The 20,975-nt window shown below is 57.0% G+C and carries 18 protein-coding genes and 1 tRNA gene; 14 read left to right on the top strand and 5 right to left on the bottom strand.

What is annotated here, in order from left to right; genetic code table 11:
• The first annotated feature begins 1 nt into the window (after position 1).
• The 8 genes from RW023_RS05715 to groL all read left to right on the top strand — a co-directional run bounded on the left by RW023_RS05715 (position 2) and on the right by groL (position 9,189).
• Positions 2-727: an energy-coupling factor transporter transmembrane component T gene (locus RW023_RS05715; RefSeq protein WP_315580297.1), complete on the top strand. Its 726-nt coding sequence runs from the start codon at positions 2-4 to the stop codon at positions 725-727.
• Entirely contained in the window at positions 724-2,178 is a 1,455-nt protein-coding gene (locus RW023_RS05720; RefSeq protein ID WP_315580298.1) for an ABC transporter ATP-binding protein, read from the top strand. The genes RW023_RS05715 and RW023_RS05720 overlap by 4 nt, the downstream gene beginning before the upstream one ends.
• A complete protein-coding gene (locus RW023_RS05725) occupies positions 2,178-3,995 on the top strand; it encodes an ABC transporter ATP-binding protein (protein ID WP_315580299.1) in 1,818 nt (605 codons plus the stop codon). Before RW023_RS05720 ends, RW023_RS05725 begins: the two co-directional genes overlap by 1 nt.
• Position 3,996: 1 nt before the next feature.
• Complete coding sequence (locus RW023_RS05730) at positions 3,997-5,757, top strand: ABC transporter ATP-binding protein (RefSeq protein WP_315580300.1); 1,761 nt, start codon at positions 3,997-3,999, stop codon at positions 5,755-5,757.
• Between the two features lie 259 nt (positions 5,758-6,016).
• Entirely contained in the window at positions 6,017-6,538 is a 522-nt protein-coding gene (gene rplJ / locus RW023_RS05735) for a 50S ribosomal protein L10 (protein WP_009408642.1), read from the top strand.
• An 86-nt stretch (positions 6,539-6,624) separates the two neighbouring features.
• On the top strand, positions 6,625-7,008 hold the full coding sequence (rplL, locus tag RW023_RS05740; RefSeq protein ID WP_019126974.1) for a 50S ribosomal protein L7/L12: 384 nt from the start codon (positions 6,625-6,627) through the stop codon (positions 7,006-7,008).
• A 277-nt stretch (positions 7,009-7,285) separates the two neighbouring features.
• Positions 7,286-7,357: transfer RNA gene (locus RW023_RS05750), tRNA-Asn, on the top strand.
• 206 nt (positions 7,358-7,563) lie between these two features.
• Entirely contained in the window at positions 7,564-9,189 is a 1,626-nt protein-coding gene (groL, locus tag RW023_RS05755; RefSeq protein WP_315580301.1) for a chaperonin GroEL, read from the top strand.
• Between the two features lie 111 nt (positions 9,190-9,300).
• Here the strand turns inward: groL and RW023_RS05760 are convergent, their stop codons facing one another.
• The 4 genes from RW023_RS05760 to RW023_RS05775 all read right to left on the bottom strand — a co-directional run bounded on the left by RW023_RS05760 (position 9,301) and on the right by RW023_RS05775 (position 13,503).
• Positions 9,301-9,591, bottom strand: coding sequence for a WXG100 family type VII secretion target (locus RW023_RS05760; RefSeq protein WP_178704980.1), 291 nt, complete (start codon positions 9,589-9,591; stop codon positions 9,301-9,303).
• Positions 9,592-9,730: 139 nt separating this feature from the next.
• Positions 9,731-11,068: a hypothetical protein gene (locus RW023_RS05765; RefSeq protein ID WP_315580302.1), complete on the bottom strand. Its 1,338-nt coding sequence runs from the start codon at positions 11,066-11,068 to the stop codon at positions 9,731-9,733.
• A gap of 233 nt (positions 11,069-11,301) precedes the next feature.
• The gene (locus RW023_RS05770) at positions 11,302-12,789 is read right to left on the bottom strand and encodes a HAMP domain-containing sensor histidine kinase (protein WP_315580303.1); all 1,488 of its coding nucleotides are present in this window, start codon (positions 12,787-12,789) and stop codon (positions 11,302-11,304) included.
• A gap of 3 nt (positions 12,790-12,792) precedes the next feature.
• Positions 12,793-13,503, bottom strand: coding sequence for a response regulator transcription factor (locus RW023_RS05775; protein ID WP_314501559.1), 711 nt, complete (start codon positions 13,501-13,503; stop codon positions 12,793-12,795).
• A 109-nt stretch (positions 13,504-13,612) separates the two neighbouring features.
• On the opposite strand from RW023_RS05775, the gene RW023_RS05780 reads away from it, so the two are divergent.
• The 6 genes from RW023_RS05780 to RW023_RS05805 all read left to right on the top strand — a co-directional run bounded on the left by RW023_RS05780 (position 13,613) and on the right by RW023_RS05805 (position 19,882).
• Positions 13,613-14,122, top strand: a complete 510-nt coding sequence (locus RW023_RS05780; protein ID WP_315580304.1) for a PH domain-containing protein — start codon at positions 13,613-13,615, stop codon at positions 14,120-14,122.
• Positions 14,123-14,124: 2 nt separating this feature from the next.
• Positions 14,125-15,771, top strand: a complete 1,647-nt coding sequence (locus RW023_RS05785; RefSeq protein WP_315580305.1) for a PH domain-containing protein — start codon at positions 14,125-14,127, stop codon at positions 15,769-15,771.
• 77 nt (positions 15,772-15,848) lie between these two features.
• The gene (locus tag RW023_RS05790) at positions 15,849-16,796 is read left to right on the top strand and encodes a Rossmann-like and DUF2520 domain-containing protein (RefSeq protein WP_399499428.1); all 948 of its coding nucleotides are present in this window, start codon (positions 15,849-15,851) and stop codon (positions 16,794-16,796) included.
• Between the two features lie 57 nt (positions 16,797-16,853).
• On the top strand, positions 16,854-17,795 hold the full coding sequence (gene panC, locus RW023_RS05795; protein ID WP_315580307.1) for a pantoate--beta-alanine ligase: 942 nt from the start codon (positions 16,854-16,856) through the stop codon (positions 17,793-17,795).
• A complete protein-coding gene (gene panD / locus RW023_RS05800) occupies positions 17,788-18,222 on the top strand; it encodes an aspartate 1-decarboxylase (RefSeq protein ID WP_315580308.1) in 435 nt (144 codons plus the stop codon). Before panC ends, panD begins: the two co-directional genes overlap by 8 nt.
• A 61-nt stretch (positions 18,223-18,283) precedes the next feature.
• Positions 18,284-19,882, top strand: coding sequence for a lysine--tRNA ligase (locus RW023_RS05805; RefSeq protein ID WP_315580309.1), 1,599 nt, complete (start codon positions 18,284-18,286; stop codon positions 19,880-19,882).
• Between the two features lie 122 nt (positions 19,883-20,004).
• Here the strand turns inward: RW023_RS05805 and RW023_RS05810 are convergent, their stop codons facing one another.
• Positions 20,005-20,931, bottom strand: coding sequence for a sugar-binding domain-containing protein (locus RW023_RS05810; protein ID WP_315580341.1), 927 nt, complete (start codon positions 20,929-20,931; stop codon positions 20,005-20,007).
• Between the last annotated feature and the right edge of the window lie 44 nt (positions 20,932-20,975).

Raw genomic sequence — 20,975 nt, forward strand, 5'->3', positions numbered from 1 at the left:
GCTGGACCCGCGCACAAAGCTTCTAGCCCTCCTCATCCTCAATGCACTCGTTATGCGAGCGAGCCCTACATCCACTCTTCTGGCGGTGCAGGTACTCGCTGTAGCAGCCCTTGCGTGGGAGGTTAGTGCTGGGACGGCTGCCCGTGTGGCCGCGTGGTGCTTTGTCTGCGCCGTGTGCAGTTTGGGTTCGCCATTCCTTGTTGCATGGCTGCAGGGTATGGGTGCACCACGGGGAGTGGTACTGGCGGTTGGCACGTGCAGCGCGATCATGTACTGGTTCGCACGTTTCTCTGCGGGTTTCGGCCTCGCCCTTTACGTTTATCGCACGACTCGAATCGGTCAAATGAAAGCGGCGCTGCGATCGGTTCACCTTCCGCGGGTGTTTGTCGATGCCCTTGTGGTGGCCTTCCGCGTGATCCCGACGGTAGGCGCGGAGGCTGTCGCTATCCGCGAGGCTATGGAGATGCGCGGCGTCGACCTCAGGGTGCGCGGGGTGCTGCGACACCCGCTCGTGATCGCGGAGCGCTTCCTAGTCCCCCTGCTATCCTCCATCGCGCGCGTTGCCGATGACTTGGCCGCCTCGAGTGTCATTCGAGGCTTGGGTGGGCCCTCGCGTCCTACATCGCTCACGCGGCTGCGGGTCACCTCTTGGGATGTGCTTGCCCTCGTGTGCGTCGCCGGCGTCATCGTCATAGAGTTCTGCGCTTATTTGGGAGTCTTGCCGTGATTGACGTTGAATCTCTGTCCTTCTCCTACGTCAGTGAACTGACGGGGGACCGCGTCGACGCCCTCACCGGAGTGGATCTATCCGCCCGGCCGGGTAGCCTCACCCTCGTGTGCGGCTCCTCAGGCTGTGGCAAATCGACTCTCATGCGGGCGCTCACCGGCCTCGTCCCGCAGATGACTCCCGGGGAACTGGAAGGGGTAGTGCGCATCAGTGGGCGGGACCTTAGCGAGGTTCCTCTGACCGAGGTTGGCCACCTATGCTCATCGGTCTTCCAAAATCCTCGCACCCAGTTTTTCTGCGACACCGTCGCCGAAGAGCTGGCCTTCTGTGGGGAGAACTACGGTCGCGATCGAGAGAAACTGATCGAGAGTAGTGAGCGCGCCGCTGAGCTTATGGGGATCGCGCATCTGATGAACCGAAAGCTCTCGACCCTGTCGGGTGGACAGCTTCAGAAGGTAGCTCTTGCGTGCGCGTTGGCATCTGGCGCTCCGGTCCTCCTCGCCGATGAACCGACCTCGAATTTAGACCCCGACGCCATCGCGGACGTGCGACATGCACTTGAGATCCTCAAAGAACAGGGGATGACTATCGTCGTTGTCGAGCACCGTCTTCATTTTCTGAGAGGACTGGCCGACCAGGTTCTTCTCATGGAGGACGGCGCGATTACGCATCGTTGGAGCGGGGACCAATTTTATTCGATGGGCGATGGCCAGAGGAAGTCCTTCGGCTTGCGCACCCTAGTGGACCCTGGACCGCCCGAGGCCTGGGTGCCCTCGCGGGGTAAAGCAGGAGTCGCAGCCCCTGGTAAGGAAGCGCGACTGTCCTGCCGGAACCTGGGCTTCGCCTATGGGAAAGCCCCCGTTTTCAGCGGTTTTGATGCTGATTTCTACGCAGGAGAAATCACCTGCATCGCGGGAGTGAATGGCGTTGGTAAGACGACTCTTGTCCGTGTGCTGTGTGGGTTGGCCGCTCCCGCTTCCGGGACGATCACCTTGGACGGACAGGAGGTGGGTTGTCGTCAGCGAAGGGGCGCGTGCGCGCTTGTTATGCAGGACACTGGGCGGCAGCTCTTTTCCGACACCCTTGCCGGAGAACTCACAATTGGGGCATCCGAAGCGAGCGGCGAGGCCGGGGAAAAGCTCCTGGCTGACTTCGACCTTGCAAACCTGGGAGAGCGCCACCCCCTGAGTCTCTCGGGAGGACAGAAACAACGCCTCGTCATCGCGGCGGCACGAGCTACTGGACGTCCCGTTGTCATCCTCGACGAACCAACTTCGGGAGTCGATGCCAGACACCTAGGCTCAATTACCGCAACGTTGCGACGAATTGCCGACGAAGGGGCGACCGTCATCGTTGTCACCCACGACGGCGAGTTCGCTTCGGCGTGCGCAGATCGACTTATCACACTCACGCCGATGCGCGAAGCTGGTTCCAATGAAGGAGATCAATAATGACTGTTATCGCTCAGGAACAGATAACAGACGAGAGCGAACAGCTGCCATCTGGTGTTGAAGTAAAAATCGAGGATTCCCGCGCGGCGTACAGGGCGGGACAGAAGGCATTCAAAGAACTGACCGCTCCTATTCGTGGATCTATGACCCTCGCACAGGTACTCGGAGTGCTTTACGGCGCGCTCGCGGTCGCTCCCTATGTCATTCTCGTCCAGCTCGGTGAGGTGCTTTTGGCGGCGGCACGCTTGGGTGTTTCACCTGACCGTGGTGAGGTCATTCACCTTCTCATGTGGCTCCTTGGAGCATTTGGTGCGCGCTATGGCATTTACTTCCTTGCGCTTACTGTCACCCATTTCGCGGATGTGCGCTTCGGTCACATCGTGCGCATGCGCATGGTGAAGGTGCTTGCTGGGGCGCCCCTCGCGTGGTTTACCTCGACGAATTCGGGGGCTGTGCGCAAGGCAATTCAGGATGATACCCACGATGTCCACACTGTCATCGCTCACGCTCCAGTCGAATCTGCTGCCGCTGTCAGCGCACCTGTGTCCCTGCTGATCTACTCATTTATCGTTGATTGGCGTTTGGGTCTGCTCTCAATTGCCACCTTGCCGATTTATGCCCTCATTAATGCCTGGATGATGCGGGATATGGGCGAGAAAACCGCCGAGATGGACCGGTACCTCACGCGTGTCTCGGCGACCATGGTCGAGTTTGTTTCGGGTATTAGCGTCGTCAAGGCGTTTGGGACTGTTGGGCGCTCACATGAACGATTCGCTCGTGCGGCCGAGGATTTCGCGAACTTCTATGTCGCGTGGTGTGGCCCCTTGCTCAAGGGCTCCGCGCTGGGGCAGGCAGCGGTCTCTCCGTCCATGATCCTCCTGATTTCAATGGCTGGGGGTTCGGCGCTGGCGACTGCTGGCATCGTGAGCCCTGTGCAAGTTATTACCTGTGCGTTGATCGCCCTTGTCATTCCCGCGGCAATCGAGGTACTTGGATCAACGGTTTGGTCCTATCAGATCGCTGGAGCCGCCGCCTTGCGCATTGTCGATCTGCTTTCTGTACCTCCGCTTCCGACCGATGGGAGTGAGGAGCCGCAGGGAGCTGATATTGAAATCGATAAGGTTTCTTTCTCTTACGGCTCGACGCTTGCTCTTGATGAGGTCACTCTGACAGTCCCGCAAGGAACAGTAACGGCTCTTGTTGGGGCATCAGGTTCTGGAAAATCCACCCTGGCGACACTGGTGGCGCGTTTCGCTGACCCAGATAGAGGAAGTGTGCGTATCGGAGGTGTTGATGTGCGAGCCATTGCTCCCGACGTCCTCTATAGACACGTATCCTTTGTCCTTCAAGATCCGCAGCTTCTTGATATATCCCTGCGCGAGAACATAGCACTAGGTAAGCCAGGAGCTAGTGATGAGGAGATCTGGACAGCCGCTGCCGCTGCCCGCATTGACGACTATCTGCACTCACTGCCTCGAGGCCTCGACTCAGTTATTGGGGAGGACGCCCATCCTTCGGGTGGCCAAGCCCAGCGCATTGCCATTGCGCGCGCACTCCTTGTCGACGCTCCCATCCTTGTGCTCGACGAGGCCACAGCCTTTACGGACCCCGAAGCCGAGGCGGAGATCCAAGCCGCACTCACCCGCCTCGTTCGAGGAAAAACAGTTTTGGTGATCGCCCACCGGGCTGCTTCGATTATTGGCGTCGACCAAATCGCCATCCTTGAGGCTGGACGTCTCATTGCGCGAGGCGCCCCCGACGAACTCGCGGACCATCCGTATATGCGCGAGCTCTCTGCAACAGTGAAAGGACACTGAGATGTTCAGCCTGATCTCTCGCCTGCGTGAGCCGCTCTCTGATGAAGGTCGCGCCGGCTTCGCTCAAGTGATGTCCCTGTCCTGCATCGTCGGTGTCGTTCGGGGTTTCTCCCTGATTTCTTTCATTCCAGCTGCGATTGCTCTGACTTCAGGGGAAGCGGCATGGGGTATGAGTCTGCACGGCTGGCTGATTATGCTTGCGGTCTGCGCTGTGGCCTCGTTCGTCCTGGAGTATGTATTGGCCATGCGCTCCTACGTCGTGGCCTTCGATTTCCTGACGAATATGCACCGTGCGATCGGAAATAAGATCGCTTCTCTCCCTCTTGGTGCTTTCCGTGCGGACACTGCTGGGAAGACCTCGCGCCTCGTCTCTCGAGAGCTCATGATGCTCGGCGAGATCTTCGCCCATATGTACTCGCCTCTGATTGCAGCGATCGTCACTTCGCTGACAATGCTGGCAGGAATCACTGTCTTTTCTCCAGTTCTGGGAGTGGTGTGCCTTGCCTCAGTCCCGATCGTTGCGGGGGGAGTGTGGGTTGCGCGTCGCTGCTTGCTCTCAGGGGCGGCGTTGAAAGAACCTCCTGCCCGAGAGTTGTCTCACCGCATTGTCGAATACGCGACGAAACAGGGAGCCTTGCGCGCTTGTGGGCGTTCCGCATCCTATGAGCCGCTTCAACAGGCTGAAAAGTCGTATGGTGCGGCCGCTAGGCGTTCTTTGATCAGAGAGACGATGGGACAAATTGTCAATGGTATGGCTGCGCAATTCGTTGTCGTCTCACTGATCTGCGCGATCGGATTGCTGGCGGTCGGTGGAAGCGTCAGCCCTGTGGAGGCAGTTGTCGCAATTGGCTTGCTTCTACGCTTTACGCAGATCCTTGTTGATATCGGCGCGCTTGCCTCTGCTTTCGAAACGCGCCGCCCGGTCCTTGATCTCGCCCATGAAATCCTTTCCGCGCCCGAGCTTCCTGTCCTATCGGATGATTCGAGCCTGAGCGTCCACTCCGCGTCGAGTTCGTCCGTAGCGCTCGATTGTGTCTCCTTCTCATACGAGGCCGATCACCCAGTTTTGCGCGACGTATCCTTCCGAGTTGAGCCGGGCACGATGACCGCTATTGTCGGTCCTTCAGGCTGTGGGAAGACGACGATTGCCCGTCTGATTGCACGTTTCTATGACGTGGATAGTGGCACGGTGAGCGTGGGAGGCCGTGATGTTCGCCAGTGTGATCCGGCAGAATTGATGGCACAATTTTCTTTGGTTTTCCAAGATGTCTATCTTTTCGACGATACCCTTGAAGCGAATGTTCGTATCGGCCGCCCTGGAGCGAGTAACGCCGAGGTGGAGGAAGCCGCGCGTCTGAGCGGAGTCGATGAAATTGTCGCGCGCCTGCCACTCGGGTGGAAAACTCGTGTCGGTGAGGCAGGACGGGCTCTCTCCGGCGGTGAACGCCAACGCGTATCGATTGCCCGTGCGCTCCTTAAGGGCGCGCCTATCGTCCTCTTCGATGAGGCTACCAGTGCCCTTGATCCCGAGAATGAACACCGTGTCACCGCAGCGATGGATGCGTTGCGACGTAATGCATCGCTCATCGTTATTGCTCACAAGCTTGATACGATCACGGCTGCTGACCAGATAGTCGTCCTCAACGAGAATGGGCGTGTTGTGCAAATTGGTACCCATTCGCAGCTATTCGCGGAAAGTGATGGGCAATACCGAGGGTTCTGGGAGGCTCGTTCGCGGGCAGCGGGATGGCGCCTCGTCTGAGGCGGGTCGGCCGGAGCTTGGTCTCTTCGTCTTAGAGGTGTGCTGATACACACGTTCAAAGCTGGAACCCCGACTGCGAAGCGTGTTAAGCTACTCGTTGCCGAAGACCGTCGGTCATCCACCTCGGTGGATTCCAAGTGCGAAAGCTTCCGACGCAGGTGAGTGACTTCTTGAGAAGTGGGTTTCATTTGAGCCCGGCCGCTTTCCTGCGTGCCGGGCTTTTTCGTGTGTCCGGCGGTGAATTTTTGAAAGGAGGACCATGGCGAAGTCCGACAAGGTAGCAGCAGTTGCCGAGCTCGTGGAGCGTTTCCGCGCAGCCGACGCTGTCCTGCTGACCGAGTACCGCGGTCTGACCGTTGGCCAGCTCAAGCAGCTGCGTCGCGGCCTGGCTGGCAATGCGACCTACGCCGTGGCAAAGAACACGCTGGCGATCCTGGCGGCTCGCGAAGTTGGTCTCGATTTCCTCGAGGCTGACCTGAAGGGCCCGACCGCTATCGCTTTCGTCACCGGTGAGCCCGTTGAGGCTGCCAAGACGCTGCGTGATTTTGCCAAGGAGAATCCTCAGCTGGTACTGAAGTCCGGTGCTATGGAGGGCGCACAGCTCTCCGCTGAGGCTGTCAAGAAGCTTGCCGATCTCGAGTCTCGCGAGGTCCTGCTGGCCAAGGCTGCAGGCGCTCTCAAGGCGAAGATCTCTCAGGCGGCATACGCCTTCAACGCGCTTCCGTCCAAGGCGGTGCGCACCATCGATGCTCTGCGTGAAAAGCAGGGCGAAGCGGCCTGACGTGACAGGCCCGCGAAGGCACTCGCCTTTGCGATCACATCCACAATCTGCTCACGTAGCAGGCCAAAATCGAAAGGATGCCAATCATGGCTAAGCTCTCCAACGACGAGCTCATCGAAGCTTTCAAGGAAATGTCCCTCATCGAGCTCTCCGATTTCGTGAAGCTCTTCGAAGAGACCTTCGACGTTACCGCTGCTGCTCCCGCAGCCGTTGCCGTTGCTGCTCCCGCAGCAGGCGATGCTCCCGCAGCTGAAGAGAAGGACGAGTTCGAGGTTGTCCTCGAGTCCGCAGGCGACAAGAAGATCGCCGTCGTCAAGGCCGTCAAGGCTCTGACCGGCCTGGGCCTCAAGGAAGCCAAGGACCTGGTTGACGGCGCCCCCTCGACCATCTTCGAGAACGCCAAGAAGGAAGACGCCGAGAAGGCTAAGGCTGAGATCGAAGAGGCCGGCGGCAAGGTCACCCTTAAGTGACTTTCCCCGTCTGATTCATTCAGACTTTCGCCCGTCATGGGCTGCGAAACCCCGTTCTGCTTCGGCAGGGCGGGGTTTCCGCTTGCATTACGACTCGCAGCTCGACGGTTTTGCTCAATGGCTTGCGTCTGCAATTGAGTGTGCGGCTCGCGATAGCGGTGTGGATATCGGCAATCCCGAATGGATGTGAGTGGTATGTGAGGCAGGCCATGAGCGCATGGATGCTCTCGGATTTGCTCTTAGCTCACTTCATCGCTACTATTTCTTTTTGTCGCTTTCCCGCGTAGCTCAACGGCAGAGCATCCGACTGTTAATCGGACGGTTACTGGTTCGAATCCAGTCGCGGGAGCTTCTCCCCGGTACTTGGTACCGGGGTTTTCTTTTTCAGCGAACTCCAAACTGCCCATCTTGCACTCTAGGGCTGAGAGTGCCAGACTTGGATTTAGCACTCGGAAGTGCCGAGTGATAAGCAGTAAGGCCGGTGAGGCTTAGGAGTCACCTGAGTCGTCCGTCGCGGGCATCGGTCCAATCCGCATCGCGGAAGGATAGAAGAACATGACGAAGCTCATTCACTTCGATGAGGAGGCACGCCGCGGCATGGAGCGCGGTCTGAACCTTCTCGCCGACACCGTTAAGGTCACCTTGGGCCCCAAGGGCCGTAATGTCGTCCTCGACAAGAAGTGGGGCGCCCCCACCATTACCAAGGACGGCGTTTCCGTTGCCAAGGAAATCGACCTCGAAGATCCCTTCGAGCGCATCGGTGCAGAACTGGTCAAGGAAGTTGCCAAGAAGACCGATGATGTCGCAGGTGACGGCACCACGACCGCTACCGTTCTGGCACAGGCACTGGTCCGTGAGGGTCTGCGTAACGTTGCAGCCGGTTCGAACCCCATCGCCCTGAAGCGCGGCATTGATGGTGCCGTTGAGGCAATCGTTGCCCAGCTGCACAAGGACTCCAAGCCCGTTGAGACCACCGAGCAGATTGCTGCCACGGCCTCGATCTCTGCAAATGATCCCGAGATCGGCAAGCTCATTGCACAGGCATTCGAGAAGGTTGGCTCCGAAGGCGTTGTGACCGTTGAAGAGACCAACTCTTTCGACACCACTCTTGAGACCACCGAAGGCATGCGTTTCGAGCGCGGCTACCTCTCTGCATACTTCGTTAACGATGCAGACCGCCAGGAAGCTGTCCTCGAGGATCCCTACGTCCTCCTGGTCGACACCAAGATCACCAATGCCAAGGAACTGCTGCCTGTCCTGGAAAAGGTCATGCAGACCGGTAAGCCGCTGTTCATCATTGCCGAGGACGTTGAGGGCGAAGCCCTGGCAACCCTGGTTGTCAACAACATCCGTGGCACCTTCAAGTCGGTTGCCATCAAGGCCCCCGGCTTCGGCGATCGCCGCAAGGCCATGCTGAAGGACGTTGCAATCCTCACCGCCGGTGAAGTGATCTCCGAGACCGTTGGCCTCTCTCTTGAGAATGCCACCCTTGAGGATCTCGGCCGTGCACGCAAGGTCATCGTCTCCAAGGATGAAACCACCATCGTTGACGGTCTGGGCGCAAAGGAAGACATCCAAGCACGCATCCGTCAGCTGCGTAAGGAAATCGAGACCACCGATTCCGATTACGACCGCGAGAAGCTCCAGGAGCGTCTGGCAAAGCTCTCCGGTGGTGTGGCAGTCATCAAGTCCGGTGCTGCAACTGAGGTTGAGCTCAAGGAACGTAAGCACCGCATCGAGGACGCGATCCGTAACGCTCGCGCAGCCTCTGAAGAGGGCTTGGTTGCCGGTGGCGGTGTTGCACTGATTCAGGCAGCCTCCAAGGCTCTTGACTCGCTGAACTTCAGCGGCGATGAGGCAACCGGTGTGAACATCGTTCGCGAGGCCGTCTCCGCTCCGCTCAAGCAGATCGCTGAGAACGCTGGCCTTGAAGGCGGCGTTGTTGCTGACCGCGTTGCTCAGATGGAGCCCGGCTTCGGTTTGAACGCTGCAACCGGCGAGTACGGCGACCTGATGACCCAGGGTATTTCCGACCCGGTCAAGGTCACCCGCTCTGCTCTGCAGAACGCAGCCTCGATTGCAGGTATGTTCCTGACCACCGAGGCCGTTGTTGCCGACAAGCCCGAGCCTCCGGCACCGGCAGGAGCACCTGCTGACGGCGGAATGGGCGGAATGTACTGATCCTTAAGGGATTAGAAAACAACATTCCCTATGAATGTCCCTGTGGGGACGCGCTACATGCGCGCCCCCACAGGCATTTAATAGGCAGCTGCATGTGAATAAGGCAGTTTCCTAGTGAGCGAAGAGTCCGATGCTTTGTGCTTCAGCATCTGCGTAGACCTGAGCCGCATGCGAAAGTGATCCTGAAATCTGGTCCAGGGAGCTTTCAACTTGAGCTTGGGTGAGCTGCCAAGAGGCAACAGAATCAGAGAATTGCGCCGAAGCGCCGCCTTGCCAGGTATCTTTAAGCGCCAGTAACTCATTCATGAGCGCTGAGACTTCGTTTCGAATCGAGTCGCAAGTAATTTGAATCCGCGAGGCGCAGGATGCGATGTGTGCGGAGTCAACGGAAAATGCGGTCATTGTGCCCTCCTAGGCTGGGTGAATAGGTGTTCACAGCCTAGGAAGAGTAATTTGACGTCACCGTGCAGATAACACAATCTGTGGAGAAAACGGTTCAATCTGACACGGTGGATGAATACGACGATTCAAGTTTAAGGATTTAGGACAGCGGGGGAGGAGTCGGAATGTCCAGGTCATCCAATGCCGACTCTAAAGAAGAAGTGTCGTCAGTATCAACAGCAGGTTTACGCGAAGAGCTCTCTGCTGCAACACCCGGCAGAGGGGTGTGGACGGTACTGGGAAGAGAAACCTGTTGAGCGGAAGGCACCGCCGCGCCAGAGGATGCGGGGGCTGCCACTCCGTTTGCTGCCGCTCCGCTTGGAATTCCTAGAGCAGGTGTCTCAGTGTTCTCGGGAGGAAGCGTTGGCGATGCGGGCGCACTATTCTCCGCTGCCTCTTCCGCGCCATCAGATGTGGCATTGGAAGGAGCCTGAACGGAGACTGCAGCCTCAGTCCCACTGGTGCCAAGGGGAGTGGGGGTTACAGGTAAGCCAGCGGCCTCGTCAGTAGCAAACGCTTCGGAATCAACGGAAAGGGTTGACTTCGGAAGCTCTACGACCGCGGAAGGCAAAGACTCACCAGGAACGCTCGGGGTATCGACGGTGTCGAAAGGCTCAGCATGACTCTTAATGTTGAGGTGACGGCGCCGGATAACCATCGTTCCAGAGGCAGGAGTATCCGATGAGAGCGTCTCATGGTGTTCCTCTGGCTCAAAATCTTCTTCGGGCTCATTGAGATCGGCATCGGGGGCGCATGCTTTAAGAACTCGGGCGAGCTTGGCGCTTTCGGCCTCGAGATTAGCTCGAGCGCTTTCTTCCCAAGCAAGCGCAAGCGGTGAATGAAAGATCTGCTCGCGCGCCAAAATCTTCTTAATTGCCAGGCGGCGTGCACGTACGTAATCCGTATCGCACAAATCAGGAAATTCTTCGCGCAATGATTCACGGAAGCGCTTAAAGTCCTGGGGGCTAGCTGCCAGCATTCCTAAGTCGGCATCAATGAGGACTTGAGCATCCATGTCAGAAGGGTCCGCGCGGTGCGTGAAAAGCGCCATCATGAGCTCTTGAATGCGAGAAATAACATCCTCGCTCAGTCCCAGTGCTTCCATGCGAGAACGTGCGTGGTACAGCGCAGAGAATTCTTGTTCATCGCTGTTAGTGCCGCGTTGGAAAACGTCAAAACTGCGGTTAAGAACCGCTCCTTGATACCACAGAGCAACCCGCAGAACATCAGGATCGTGTGCTGTCGAAGCAATCTCGTCGATACGCGCCAAGGTCTTGATGAGATGGCGGGTATTGTGAAGGATTCGTCCCTTGGCATTCCAACGCGAAACCAAATCGCGAGCTTCAGCCTCCAAAAGAGGAACCGGAGCAGAAGCCCCGATTTCTTGCATCGCGTCCACGAAGGAACTAAAAAGCCACTGAGGTGCATCGGCACCCATGCGCGCTCACTCCTAGTCTGACAATGTTACTTGGCAATGCTAGCCACTTTTTGAACGCTTGGCACGGGGCTTTCCTCTAAGCGAAGGATTCGCAGAGGCCATGCAGCGCGTAATCACTTAGTTCCCAGCGGTTTTCTGCGTAAATATCAACGAAAAACAATAATGCTTCGGTAGTTGAGATTCGCAAGACAATCGGTGCGGGAAGGAAGCTGTGAAGATCGAATTCCTTTAGTTTACGCCTTCAGGCGTTCTTTGGACTGCACGATTGGCATATCGATCTTGACGGTGAGGCCACCGCCCGCAGTCTTTGTGAGCTCTGCGTGACCGCCGTGCGCTGAGATGATTGAGGAAACAATGGAAAGTCCCAATCCGGAGCCACCCAGTGAGCGGGCGCGTGAGCTTTCTGTTCGATAGAAGCGCTGGAAAACCTTTTCATAGTCTTCCTTCGCAATTCCAGGTCCGTGATCCCTAAATTCCATCAGAACAGAAGTCGGGTTCTGACCTACCGCAATCTCTACCGGCGTTGAACGCGGGGTATAACGCACAATGTTGCCGATGATATTCGTGAGCACCTGTTGCAGACGGTCGCGGTCGGCCTGAATCCATACGGATTGAGGAACGGGCTGGTCGTTGATCCCCAGAATCTTGACCTTGCGAGTGGGATCAAGGGCTTGAAGATCGAAGCGAGCATTGCGAAGCATCGCGATCACGTCGACATCCACGATTTCCAACGGCCGGCCCTCGTCCAAACGAGCCAAGGTCAAAAGGTCCTCAACCAACGAACCCATGCGAGTTGATTCGGATCGAATACGCCCCATAACTTCGCCGGTGCGCTCTGCTGGAACGCCACCCATTGAGTAGAGCTCGCAGTAACCGGAAATCGCAGCTAGGGGAGTGCGCAGTTCATGCGAAGCGTCGGAAACGAAGCGACGGATCTTGCGCTCAGATTCTTCGCGCGCTGCGAATGACTGCTCCAGCTGGCTCAGCATGGAGTTCAATGACTTCGAAAGCGAACCGACTTCCGTTGAAGGCGGAGCAAATGGAACACGTTGGGTGAGGTCGCCGGCGGCGATCTTTCCAGCAGTCGTCTCGATCCCTCGCAGGGGAAGAAGCGCGCGTCGGACAAGGTACGTCGCTAGGCCAGTGCCGATGGCGATGATCGCAATTGCCGTCGTTGCAACGTATCCAGCCATATTTTGAATGGTGAATTTTACGTCGTTGAGCGGAAGTGCGACTGTGAGCATGCCCGTGGGTGTACTTTCGCCACTACGTGTAATGGGGACAACGGTCACGCGCCATGTGGATCCCTGCTTCGTTGATTCCACCGTGACGGGCTCAGTCCACCCGGTAGCCGTTTGCGCGGATTGCCCTGGCTTGAGAAGTTCCGGGATCAGCGGTTTACCCGCGTGTTCGCGTGTCGAGGCCGAGAGTAGTGTGACGTCTTCTTCGTTCGCTCGCTGGATGTTGAGGTAGTAGAGGGTGGGCAGGTTAGGTTCTTGAGCCAGCTCTTGAGGGTTTTCAATGGCCTTGGGAGCCAATGAGAGAACCGTTGATGAGAGTTGGTCGTCAACTTGGGCAATGAGGTGACGTTGCAAGAGGCCGATCATCACTGTTGCTGAAAGGGAAAGCCCAAGGGAGAGTAGAAGAGCAGTGAGCGCAACAATTCTGGCCGTCAACGAACGTGACGACCAGAATCTGCGTACTACACCGCGTGGGTACATTTTTTAGTTATCGTCTCGAAGGATGTATCCAACGCCTCGTTTGGTGTGAATGAGCTCGCCGCTGGCGCCTTCGACGGCCAGTTTGCGACGCAGGTAGGAAATGTAGGATTCGACGATTGCGACCTCGCCGTCCCAGTCGTATTCCCACACGTGATCAAGGATCTGCATCTTGGAAACGACACGTCCCTGATTGATCATCAGGTAGCGCAGAAGCTTGAACTCGGTGGGGGACAGATCGATCGGCACGCCAGCACGAGTGACTTCGTGTGCGTCTTCGTCGATGACAAGGTCAGCGACGCGCAGCTTGCCGTCGTCTCCGCTCTCGCCCAGCGTGCGTCGCAGGATGGCGCGAATACGTGCGACGACTTCCTCGAGGCCGAAGGGCTTGGTGACGTAATCGTCGCCGCCAACCGTCAGTCCTTGGATCTTGTCGCGCATATCATCGCGAGCTGTGAGGAAAAGTACGGGGATGGTGATACCTGCATCGCGCAGGCGACGAGTCACTGTGAAGCCGTCCATATCGGGGAGCATAACGTCCAGAACGATTAGGTCGGGGCGTTCTTCCTGTGCCTGGTGGTAAGCAGATGCTCCGTCTTCTGCCGTAATGACATCAAAACCTGCAAAGCGCAGAGATGAGGCCAGAAGATCGCGAATATTTGGTTCATCGTCAACGACAAGAAGTCGTGCTTCTCCAGTGTTTTCAAATTCCGTCATAGTCAATATTTTGAGTGAGATATCTGAATGTATCCTGAATGCCTGCTGTGTGAAATTGTTTTTCTGAGAATCCGCATGAAAAAGATGTTGAAAGGAAGATAATGCAAGCATGACTCAATCCAGCTCTCAAAGCCTTTTTGAACCCCAAGGTGTGACTTTTAATCCGGTTAAACGCTCACTTGCCGTGGTGCGACGACTGAACATCAGCCTTTACTTCGTCATTGGTGTTGCTGCGGTATCGGTTGGCATGGTGACGGCACCAGATTTTCCCCGAGAGTGGGGTTTTGGGATCATCGCCGGATTGAGTGCCGGATGGCTGTATATGATGTGGATTATCGGCAGGCAAGTACGTAATTTTGCTTGGGCACAAGGTGAGCATGATTTCCTCATCCGTCGAGGTGCTTTCTTCCGCTCGATGACAATCGTTCCTTACGGTCGCATTCAGTACGTTGATATTTCAGAAGGCCCTGTTTCTCGGTTCTTCGGTATTTCCACGGTGATCATTCATACGGCCTCGGTCTCTACTCGTGCCTTTGTTCAGGGGATCCCCTCTGAGGATGCTGCTCGTCTGCGCGACCAACTCGCCCAGCGTGGAAGCGCTGAGATGGCAGGGCTGTGAGCATGAGTTCTTCTCAACACGTGTATGCAGCGGATCAAGGGGTTGATCCCTCGCTGTGGCGCCGTGTCCACGCCATCACGCCTCTTCTGGAGATCTGGCAAATCTTGGTGGCAGGTTTTGCCTTTGCTACTTATCGCAATTTCAGTGAATTCCAGGAAATGGCGCGCTCTGAGTATCTTCTCCCTTTCCTTTCGGAGCGTTTCTTTTATTTGGTGGGGAGCGCGCTGATCGTCGTTGCGGTCCTGGTTGCTTTTGTTTTTCTTCAGTGGTGGTTCTTGGCCTTTGCAGTCACGGAAACTGCAGTGTGGTCACGCCGAGGGATTCTAAAGCGTCAGCAGCGCCACGCGCGCTTGGATCGTATTCAGGCCGTTGATATCTCCCAGCCAGTCCTTGCGCGTCTTCTTGGTTTGGGCAAGCTTGATGTCGAAGTTGCTGGTGGCTCCTCCTCCAACATCACCATCGGTTATCTCAAGGTTTCTGAACTTGAAGCTCTGCGCGGTGAAATCCTCGCTCGTGCTGCAGGGCTGAGGGTAGAAGCGCAAACCTCCCCCGAGGCCTCGGGGGTGGGGGCGACACCTCAGTCTCCGTACGCCCCCGCCCAGAGCGCTTCCCCAGCTGCAACGGCAGATTCCAACGCACCAACCCAGCCCATGGCCTCGCAAACTCCTGGAAACTACAGCTACACCGGAGAGGTCTATGCACCTACCTCAATCCCGGTCGCACCTGAGCGCGAGCTTTATCAGGTCTCAATGGGACGCCTGCTCGGATCGCAGATGCTGTCTTTGGGTAATATCGTTGCCATTTTGCTTCTCATTGCATTCTTCGTTGCAGGAGGCATTGCCGCTTTTCAAGAGGGTATTGTCGTTGCCATTGCTTCACTGAGCGGTTTCGTCTCGGTGGCAGTGTCGATTGTCGGTGTGCAGTGGAATCGTTTTGCCTCCGAGGCGAACTTCCGCCTAGCGATTTCCCCAGATGGTATCCGCGTGCGACGCGGTTTGCTCAGCACGCGCGCACAGACCATTCCGCCGAGGCGTATTCACGCGATTCAGGTTCAGCAGCCCTTCTTTTGGCGTTTTCTGGGTTGGTACCGCGTGAGCATTCTTCAAGCCGGCTACGGCGCGAAAGACACCGATTCGAACAAACAGCAGAGCTCTCACATCCTTATTCCCGTAGGTACGCGCCAAGACGTTGAATTTGCACTGTGGATGGTTTTCAACGATCTGGGTGTCGACGATGTTCCTTCCTTTATTGAGGCTGCGCTCGCGGGAAAGGGAAGTGGGCAGGGCTTTGTGCAGATGTCGCCTCGAGCGCGCTGCTTGGATCCCTTCGCCTATCATCGCCGCGCTCGAGCAATCACGCGGACCACATTCGTTATCCGCGATGGTTGGTTGAATTGGAAGAGCCTCTGGGCACCGATTGCACGTCTGCAGTCGGTTCGGGTGCAGTCGGGTCCCCTAGAACGCAAACTGGGTGTGGCAAGTCTGCACATGGATGTGGTTCCCGGTGCATTCAAGATGATTGCGGAGCATCAAGACGCCTCGCAAGCAGGTGCAGATATTTACACCTTGCTCATCGAGGGGCAGGCCAACCGTGCCAGCGAGCCTCCTGAGAAATGGATGCTGCGCGTAGAAAATGGGATGCACAGTTAATATCCAAGCTGCGAAGATAGCGCCGATCAAGGGGGCGCGGATTCAGACGTGGCTTGGCGCTCAGGGCCATCCATCAGATACCACAGCAAAGGCGGAATATGCGCGGCGGTCGACTTGATATCGGCATTATCGGCATGGGACATGTTGGCCCTGTGATTGGCTCGGCCCTGCGCGCGGTTGGACACACGATTGTTGGGGTCAGTGCCTCTTCAGAGGAATCGCGAGAGCGTGCCGACGCGCTATTACCGGGGATTCCCATTCTTTCGGTGGAAGAGATTGTCTCTCGTTGTCAGATGGTTGTTCTGACCGTTCCCGATGATCAGCTGGAAGGCTTAGTCAAGGGGTTGGCTAAATTAGGCGCCTGGCAACCCTCACAACTGGTTGTGCATACTTCAGGGGCACACGGAATTGATATTCTGCGTCCCGCTTCGGGTATGGGGGCAATTCCTCTGGCAATTCATCCCGCGATGACCTTCACGGGGACCTCTGTTGACGTTCCACGTTTGGTGGGGACGCCCTTTGCGGTGACTGCTCCTGCAATCGCCTTGCCCATAGCCCAAGCGCTCGTCGTTGAAATGGGCGGTGAGCCTTTTGAGATCGCGGAGGAAGACCGCGGGGTCTACCACGCTGCGTTGAATCACGGTGCAAATTTCCTTGCCACCGTAGTTACGCAGTCTAAGCAGATCCTCTCCACCGTTGGAATTGATGATCCGGGAACTTTCTTGCGTCCTCTGTGCGAGGCTGCCCTCGATCGCGCGCTGCGAGCGGGAGACCGCGGTGTCTCTGGCCCCATCCCGCGGGGGGATGTAGGAACAATTCGCGAGCACCTGAGTGTTCTTGAAACCAAAGCTAAGGAAGAAAATCTGGCGGGGGAGGGCCAATGGGGACACCGCCTCCGGGATGCGCGCTCGACCTATGCGGCAATGACTGTGCACACCGTCGACCTACTGGAATTCGAGGGACGAATCAGCTCCCAGGTGGCCTCGGAAATTCGCGCAGCCGTGCGCGAAATGAGCGAAAAGTGATCCGTTAGACCCCCACGAAATGGCGTTTCGAGGGCCTTTCGGGCGAAAATAAGTCATATGAACTCTACGCCTCAGTTGACGCATACCCGAGAAGAGCTTGCGCAAGCACTATCCCAACTTGAAGGGACGCGCGCGCTGGTCATGACAATGGGAGCGCTCCACCGAGGGCACCTTGAGCTTGTCCGGCAGGCACAGGAGCTTGCCGATCATGTCATTGTCACGATCTTCGTGAACCCCACCCAGTTTGCGCCCGGCGAGGACTACGACGCCTACCCGCGCACCTTGGACGCCGATATGGAGGCGCTGTCAACGGTGGGCGCTGATCTTGTATGGGCTCCTTCCGTCACTGATGCTTACCCAACTCCCGCAACCACCCGTATCGATGCTGGCCCAGTTGCTCACATTCTTGAAGGTGCAACCCGCCCGACGCACTTTGCAGGCGTCGCCCTGGTCGTCTCAAAGGCAATGAATCTGATCCGTCCTGATGTTGCGCTCTTTGGCCAAAAAGACGCTCAACAGCTGGCGGTTATTCGCACCTTCGTTCGCGACTTGGATATGCCAGTGCGCATTCAGGCCGTTGAGATTGTTCGCGATAGCGATGGTGTTGCGCTGTCTTCGCGGAATCAGTACCTCAGCGAGGAAGAACGCGTGCATGCCCGTTCCCTGTCGCGCGCGATTGACGAGGCCCGCGCTGCAGCGGCTTTGGGTGTTCCTCTTGACGAAGTTTTGCGTGCAGCAGCCTCTGTTCTCGAGGCCGAAGAGGGAGTCGTACCCGATTACGTTGCGATCGTGGATGATGATGATTTCATCCTGCTTGTGGGGACAGGAAGTGCCGCAGAGCAGGTAGACAAGGAAAGCCGTGAGAAGGTGCTGGAAGCTGCGGCAACGCACGGAAGCCTTCGCGCTCGAATTCTTCTTGCCGCGCGGGTCGGAGCGACTCGCTTGATCGATAACGCGGATGTCGTTATTTCTGTTGCCGGAGGCGCACGTCATGAGTGAAATGACTCGGACCATGGTGATCGGAAAGATTCACCGTGCACGAGTAACTGGAGCCGATTTGCATTATGTTGGCTCAATTACCATTGACGAAGACCTCCTGGATGCGGCCAATATTGTTCCCGGCCAAAAAGTGGATATCGCTGATGTGAACAACGGATCGCGCCTATCGACCTACACAATCGCCGGCAAGCGGGGGAGCGGTGTCATTCAGCTCAATGGGGCCGCGGCGCATCTGGTGAACCTGGATGATTTGGTGATCATCATGGCCTATGCCCAGGTCCCCGAATCCCAGGTTCGCTCTGTAACGCCCAGTGTCGTTTTTGTTGATGGGCAGAATCGAATTATTGAAGAGGGGAGCGCTCTGGGACAGGTCCCTGAGTCTTCGCCCCGCGCACGAAGCTTGGGCTTGAAAAGTTCGGGTGTCTGAATTTCAATTCGCTCATACGCATGGGCGTGACTAATTGCTGACTTTCGCTACCATTGAAGCCATGACTGATTCGCCCGTTGACGATACCCCTGAGCAAGTACAAATCCGCGCTGCCAAACGTGCACGCCTCATGGAGGCGGGGATTCCTGCCTACCCTGTGAAGCTTCCACTCACCACGACCATTGCAAAGGTCCGTGAAAAGTACAGCCATCTGGAAGCCGGCGAAGAGACCGATGACATCGTTGCTCTCTCTGGCCGCGTGGTTTTGGCGCGTAACGGTGGAAAACTCTGCTTCGCAACCCTCATGGATGGTGCGGGCAACAAAATCCAGGTGATGCTCTCTGCCGCCTCGGTTGGTGCAGAGTCGCTGGCTCAGTACAAAAACGACGTCGACCTGGGTGACTTCCTTTACGTTCACGGTCGCGTGATTTCCTCCAAACGTGGTGAACTGTCGATCTTCGCTACCCCGGCTGAAGTGACTGAGGAAGCCCAAGCAGCTTACGATGCGGCCCCGACGGCCCTTCCTGCTCCTGACGCCTCGTGGGCGATTGCCTCAAAGGCCCTGCGTCCTTTGCCTAAGACATGGACGACCGCCGAGGGTGAAGAAGTCACTCTTTCGGAAGACCAGCGAATCCGCCGCCGCGAGCTCGACCTGATCACCCGTCCTGCCGCGCGCAATATGATCCGTATTCGCGCTGCGGTAAACCGTTCCATTCGTGAGAACTTCTTCCGCCGTGATTACATCGAGCTTGAGACTCCGATGCTCCAGGTCATCCACGGTGGCGCTTCGGCGCGTCCCTTTATCACGCACATGAATGCGCTGGATATGGACCTTTACCTGCGTATTGCTACCGAGATCTACCTCAAGCGCGCAGTTGTCGGTGGTGTGGATCGCGTCTTTGAGATGAACCGTAACTTCCGCAACGAAGGTATGGATTCCTCTCACAGTCCCGAATTCACCTCGCTGGAGGCCTACGAAGCCTATTCCGACTACAACGGAATGGCTGCTCTGACCCGAAACCTGATCCAGCAGGCTGCACGCGATGCCTTTGATCTTCCCGAAGGTCAGGAAATTGTCACTCTTGCTGACGGCACCGAGTATGACCTTTCGGGCGATTGGGACCACATCGACCTGTATGGCTCGACCTCAGAGGCTTTGGGTGAAGAGATCACGGTGGATACGCCTCGTGAAAAGCTGCTCAAGTACGCCGATCAGATCGGTATTGAGGTTGATGATTACGCAGTAAACGGCAAGATCGTCGAGGATATCTTCGAAGAGCTCGTTGCCTCGAAGCTGTGGGCACCGACCTTCGTCTACGACTTCCCGGAGGACACCTCTCCGCTGACCCGTTACCACCGTTCGCGTCCGGGGCTGACTGAGAAGTGGGACCTGTATGTTCGTGGTTTTGAGACCGCAACGGCATACTCCGAGCTCGCTGATCCCGTTGTCCAACGTCAGCGTTTTGAAGCGCAGGCTCTGGCCGCTGCCAATGGTGATCCCGAAGCCATGGTTCTGGACGAGGACTTCCTTATTGCCATGGAACAGGGCTTCCCGCCCTGCGGTGGTATGGGCATGGGTATCGACCGCCTGCTGATGGTGCTGACTGGACAGGGAATCCGTGAAACGATCCCCTTCCCCTTGGTGAAGCGCCTAGGCTGAGTACGTAAAGGCGGCCGGCTTTCGTCACTTGACGAGGCCGGCCGCCTTTGTACGTAGAGAGTGCACCTAAGCGCTGGTGGATACTACCTGAAAGCGCAGGGTTCACACGTCACAGGTGTGGACTAGGCGTGGGTGCGGTGGCGAACCAAATCCAGGAGCTCACGCGCAGCGCCATCATCCAAAACAAGATCGGTGATGACACCGGCGTGGAGCGCTCCCAGTAGTGGTAGTGCCTTCGATGCACCTGCCACCACGGCTAAGCGACGGGGAATCTTCCTTAGCGTTGCCGGGCTTGGCCCAGACGCGCGTTTGTTCAGATCCATGTCTGTCGATCCATCTTCACGCAGAAGGACCGTGCAGACATCCCCAACAACGCCGTCTTCTTGTGCATGCGCAATTTCATCGGGATCCAAGAATCCTCCCGAATAGACGCGCGATGGAAGTCGAGCAGAAAGGGAGCCGATTCCAAAGAGCGCGACATTTGCCGAATCAATCGTCGCAAGTACCGAGGTTACCGAACGTTCACGCCATAGCGCTTCCTTTGTTTCTGCGAAGTCAAAGAAAGCGGGGACGGGGAAGTGAACCATTCGGGCACCCAAAGCAGTAGCTGCGCGAGAAATAATGGCATCCGCATAGGGGACACCCGATTCTGTCGCAGTTGCAGCGCCATTAAGTTGCACCACTGTTGAACCTGGAAGATTCACTCGGGGAAGGCAGCGGGTGACCTCAGAGGTTGTATTGCCCCATGCAATTCCAAGAGTGTCTCCGGGCTTGAGCATATCCACAAGGCGTTCAGCGGCTACTCGTGCAACATTGTGCAGCCGATTCACTTCCGTGTGAATGTCATGAACGGGAACGACTGATGTTCGAATTCCAAATATTTCGTTAATTTGGCCCGAGAGTGAACCGCGGTTTCCTGGGGTCGCAGCAACGGAGATGCGCACCAGACCGGAGTTTCGAGCGTAGGTCAGTAGGCGTGAAACAGACGAACGTGAAACACCGAGGTGGCGGGCGATGGTCTCCATCGTCTGCCCCTGCAGGTAATACATCGAGGCCGCTTCGTGGGCCTGTTCATCACGTATTGTCACATTTC

The organism is uncultured Actinomyces sp. (genome assembly GCF_963542285.1).
Classification (GTDB): Bacteria; Actinomycetota; Actinomycetes; order Actinomycetales; family Actinomycetaceae; genus Pauljensenia.

Bases quoted from the DNA above. Each gene is read 5' to 3' on its own strand.
- RW023_RS05760 (WP_178704980.1), bottom strand. From the start codon at position 9,591: ATGACCGCATTTTCCGTTGACTCCGCACACATCGCATCCTGCGCCTCG.
- panD (WP_315580308.1), top strand. From the start codon at position 17,788: ATGAGTGAAATGACTCGGACCATGGTGATCGGAAAGATTCACCGTGCA.
- RW023_RS05780 (WP_315580304.1), top strand. From the start codon at position 13,613: ATGACTCAATCCAGCTCTCAAAGCCTTTTTGAACCCCAAGGTGTGACT.
- RW023_RS05785 (WP_315580305.1), top strand. From the start codon at position 14,125: ATGAGTTCTTCTCAACACGTGTATGCAGCGGATCAAGGGGTTGATCCC.
- RW023_RS05770 (WP_315580303.1), bottom strand. From the start codon at position 12,789: ATGTACCCACGCGGTGTAGTACGCAGATTCTGGTCGTCACGTTCGTTG.
- RW023_RS05730 (WP_315580300.1), top strand. From the start codon at position 3,997: ATGTTCAGCCTGATCTCTCGCCTGCGTGAGCCGCTCTCTGATGAAGGT.
- rplL (WP_019126974.1), top strand. From the start codon at position 6,625: ATGGCTAAGCTCTCCAACGACGAGCTCATCGAAGCTTTCAAGGAAATG.
- rplJ (WP_009408642.1), top strand. From the start codon at position 6,017: ATGGCGAAGTCCGACAAGGTAGCAGCAGTTGCCGAGCTCGTGGAGCGT.
- RW023_RS05810 (WP_315580341.1), bottom strand. From the start codon at position 20,931: ATGTATTACCTGCAGGGGCAGACGATGGAGACCATCGCCCGCCACCTC.
- RW023_RS05725 (WP_315580299.1), top strand. From the start codon at position 2,178: ATGACTGTTATCGCTCAGGAACAGATAACAGACGAGAGCGAACAGCTG.
- panC (WP_315580307.1), top strand. From the start codon at position 16,854: ATGAACTCTACGCCTCAGTTGACGCATACCCGAGAAGAGCTTGCGCAA.
- RW023_RS05765 (WP_315580302.1), bottom strand. From the start codon at position 11,068: ATGGGTGCCGATGCACCTCAGTGGCTTTTTAGTTCCTTCGTGGACGCG.
- RW023_RS05805 (WP_315580309.1), top strand. From the start codon at position 18,284: ATGACTGATTCGCCCGTTGACGATACCCCTGAGCAAGTACAAATCCGC.
- groL (WP_315580301.1), top strand. From the start codon at position 7,564: ATGACGAAGCTCATTCACTTCGATGAGGAGGCACGCCGCGGCATGGAG.
- RW023_RS05775 (WP_314501559.1), bottom strand. From the start codon at position 13,503: ATGACGGAATTTGAAAACACTGGAGAAGCACGACTTCTTGTCGTTGAC.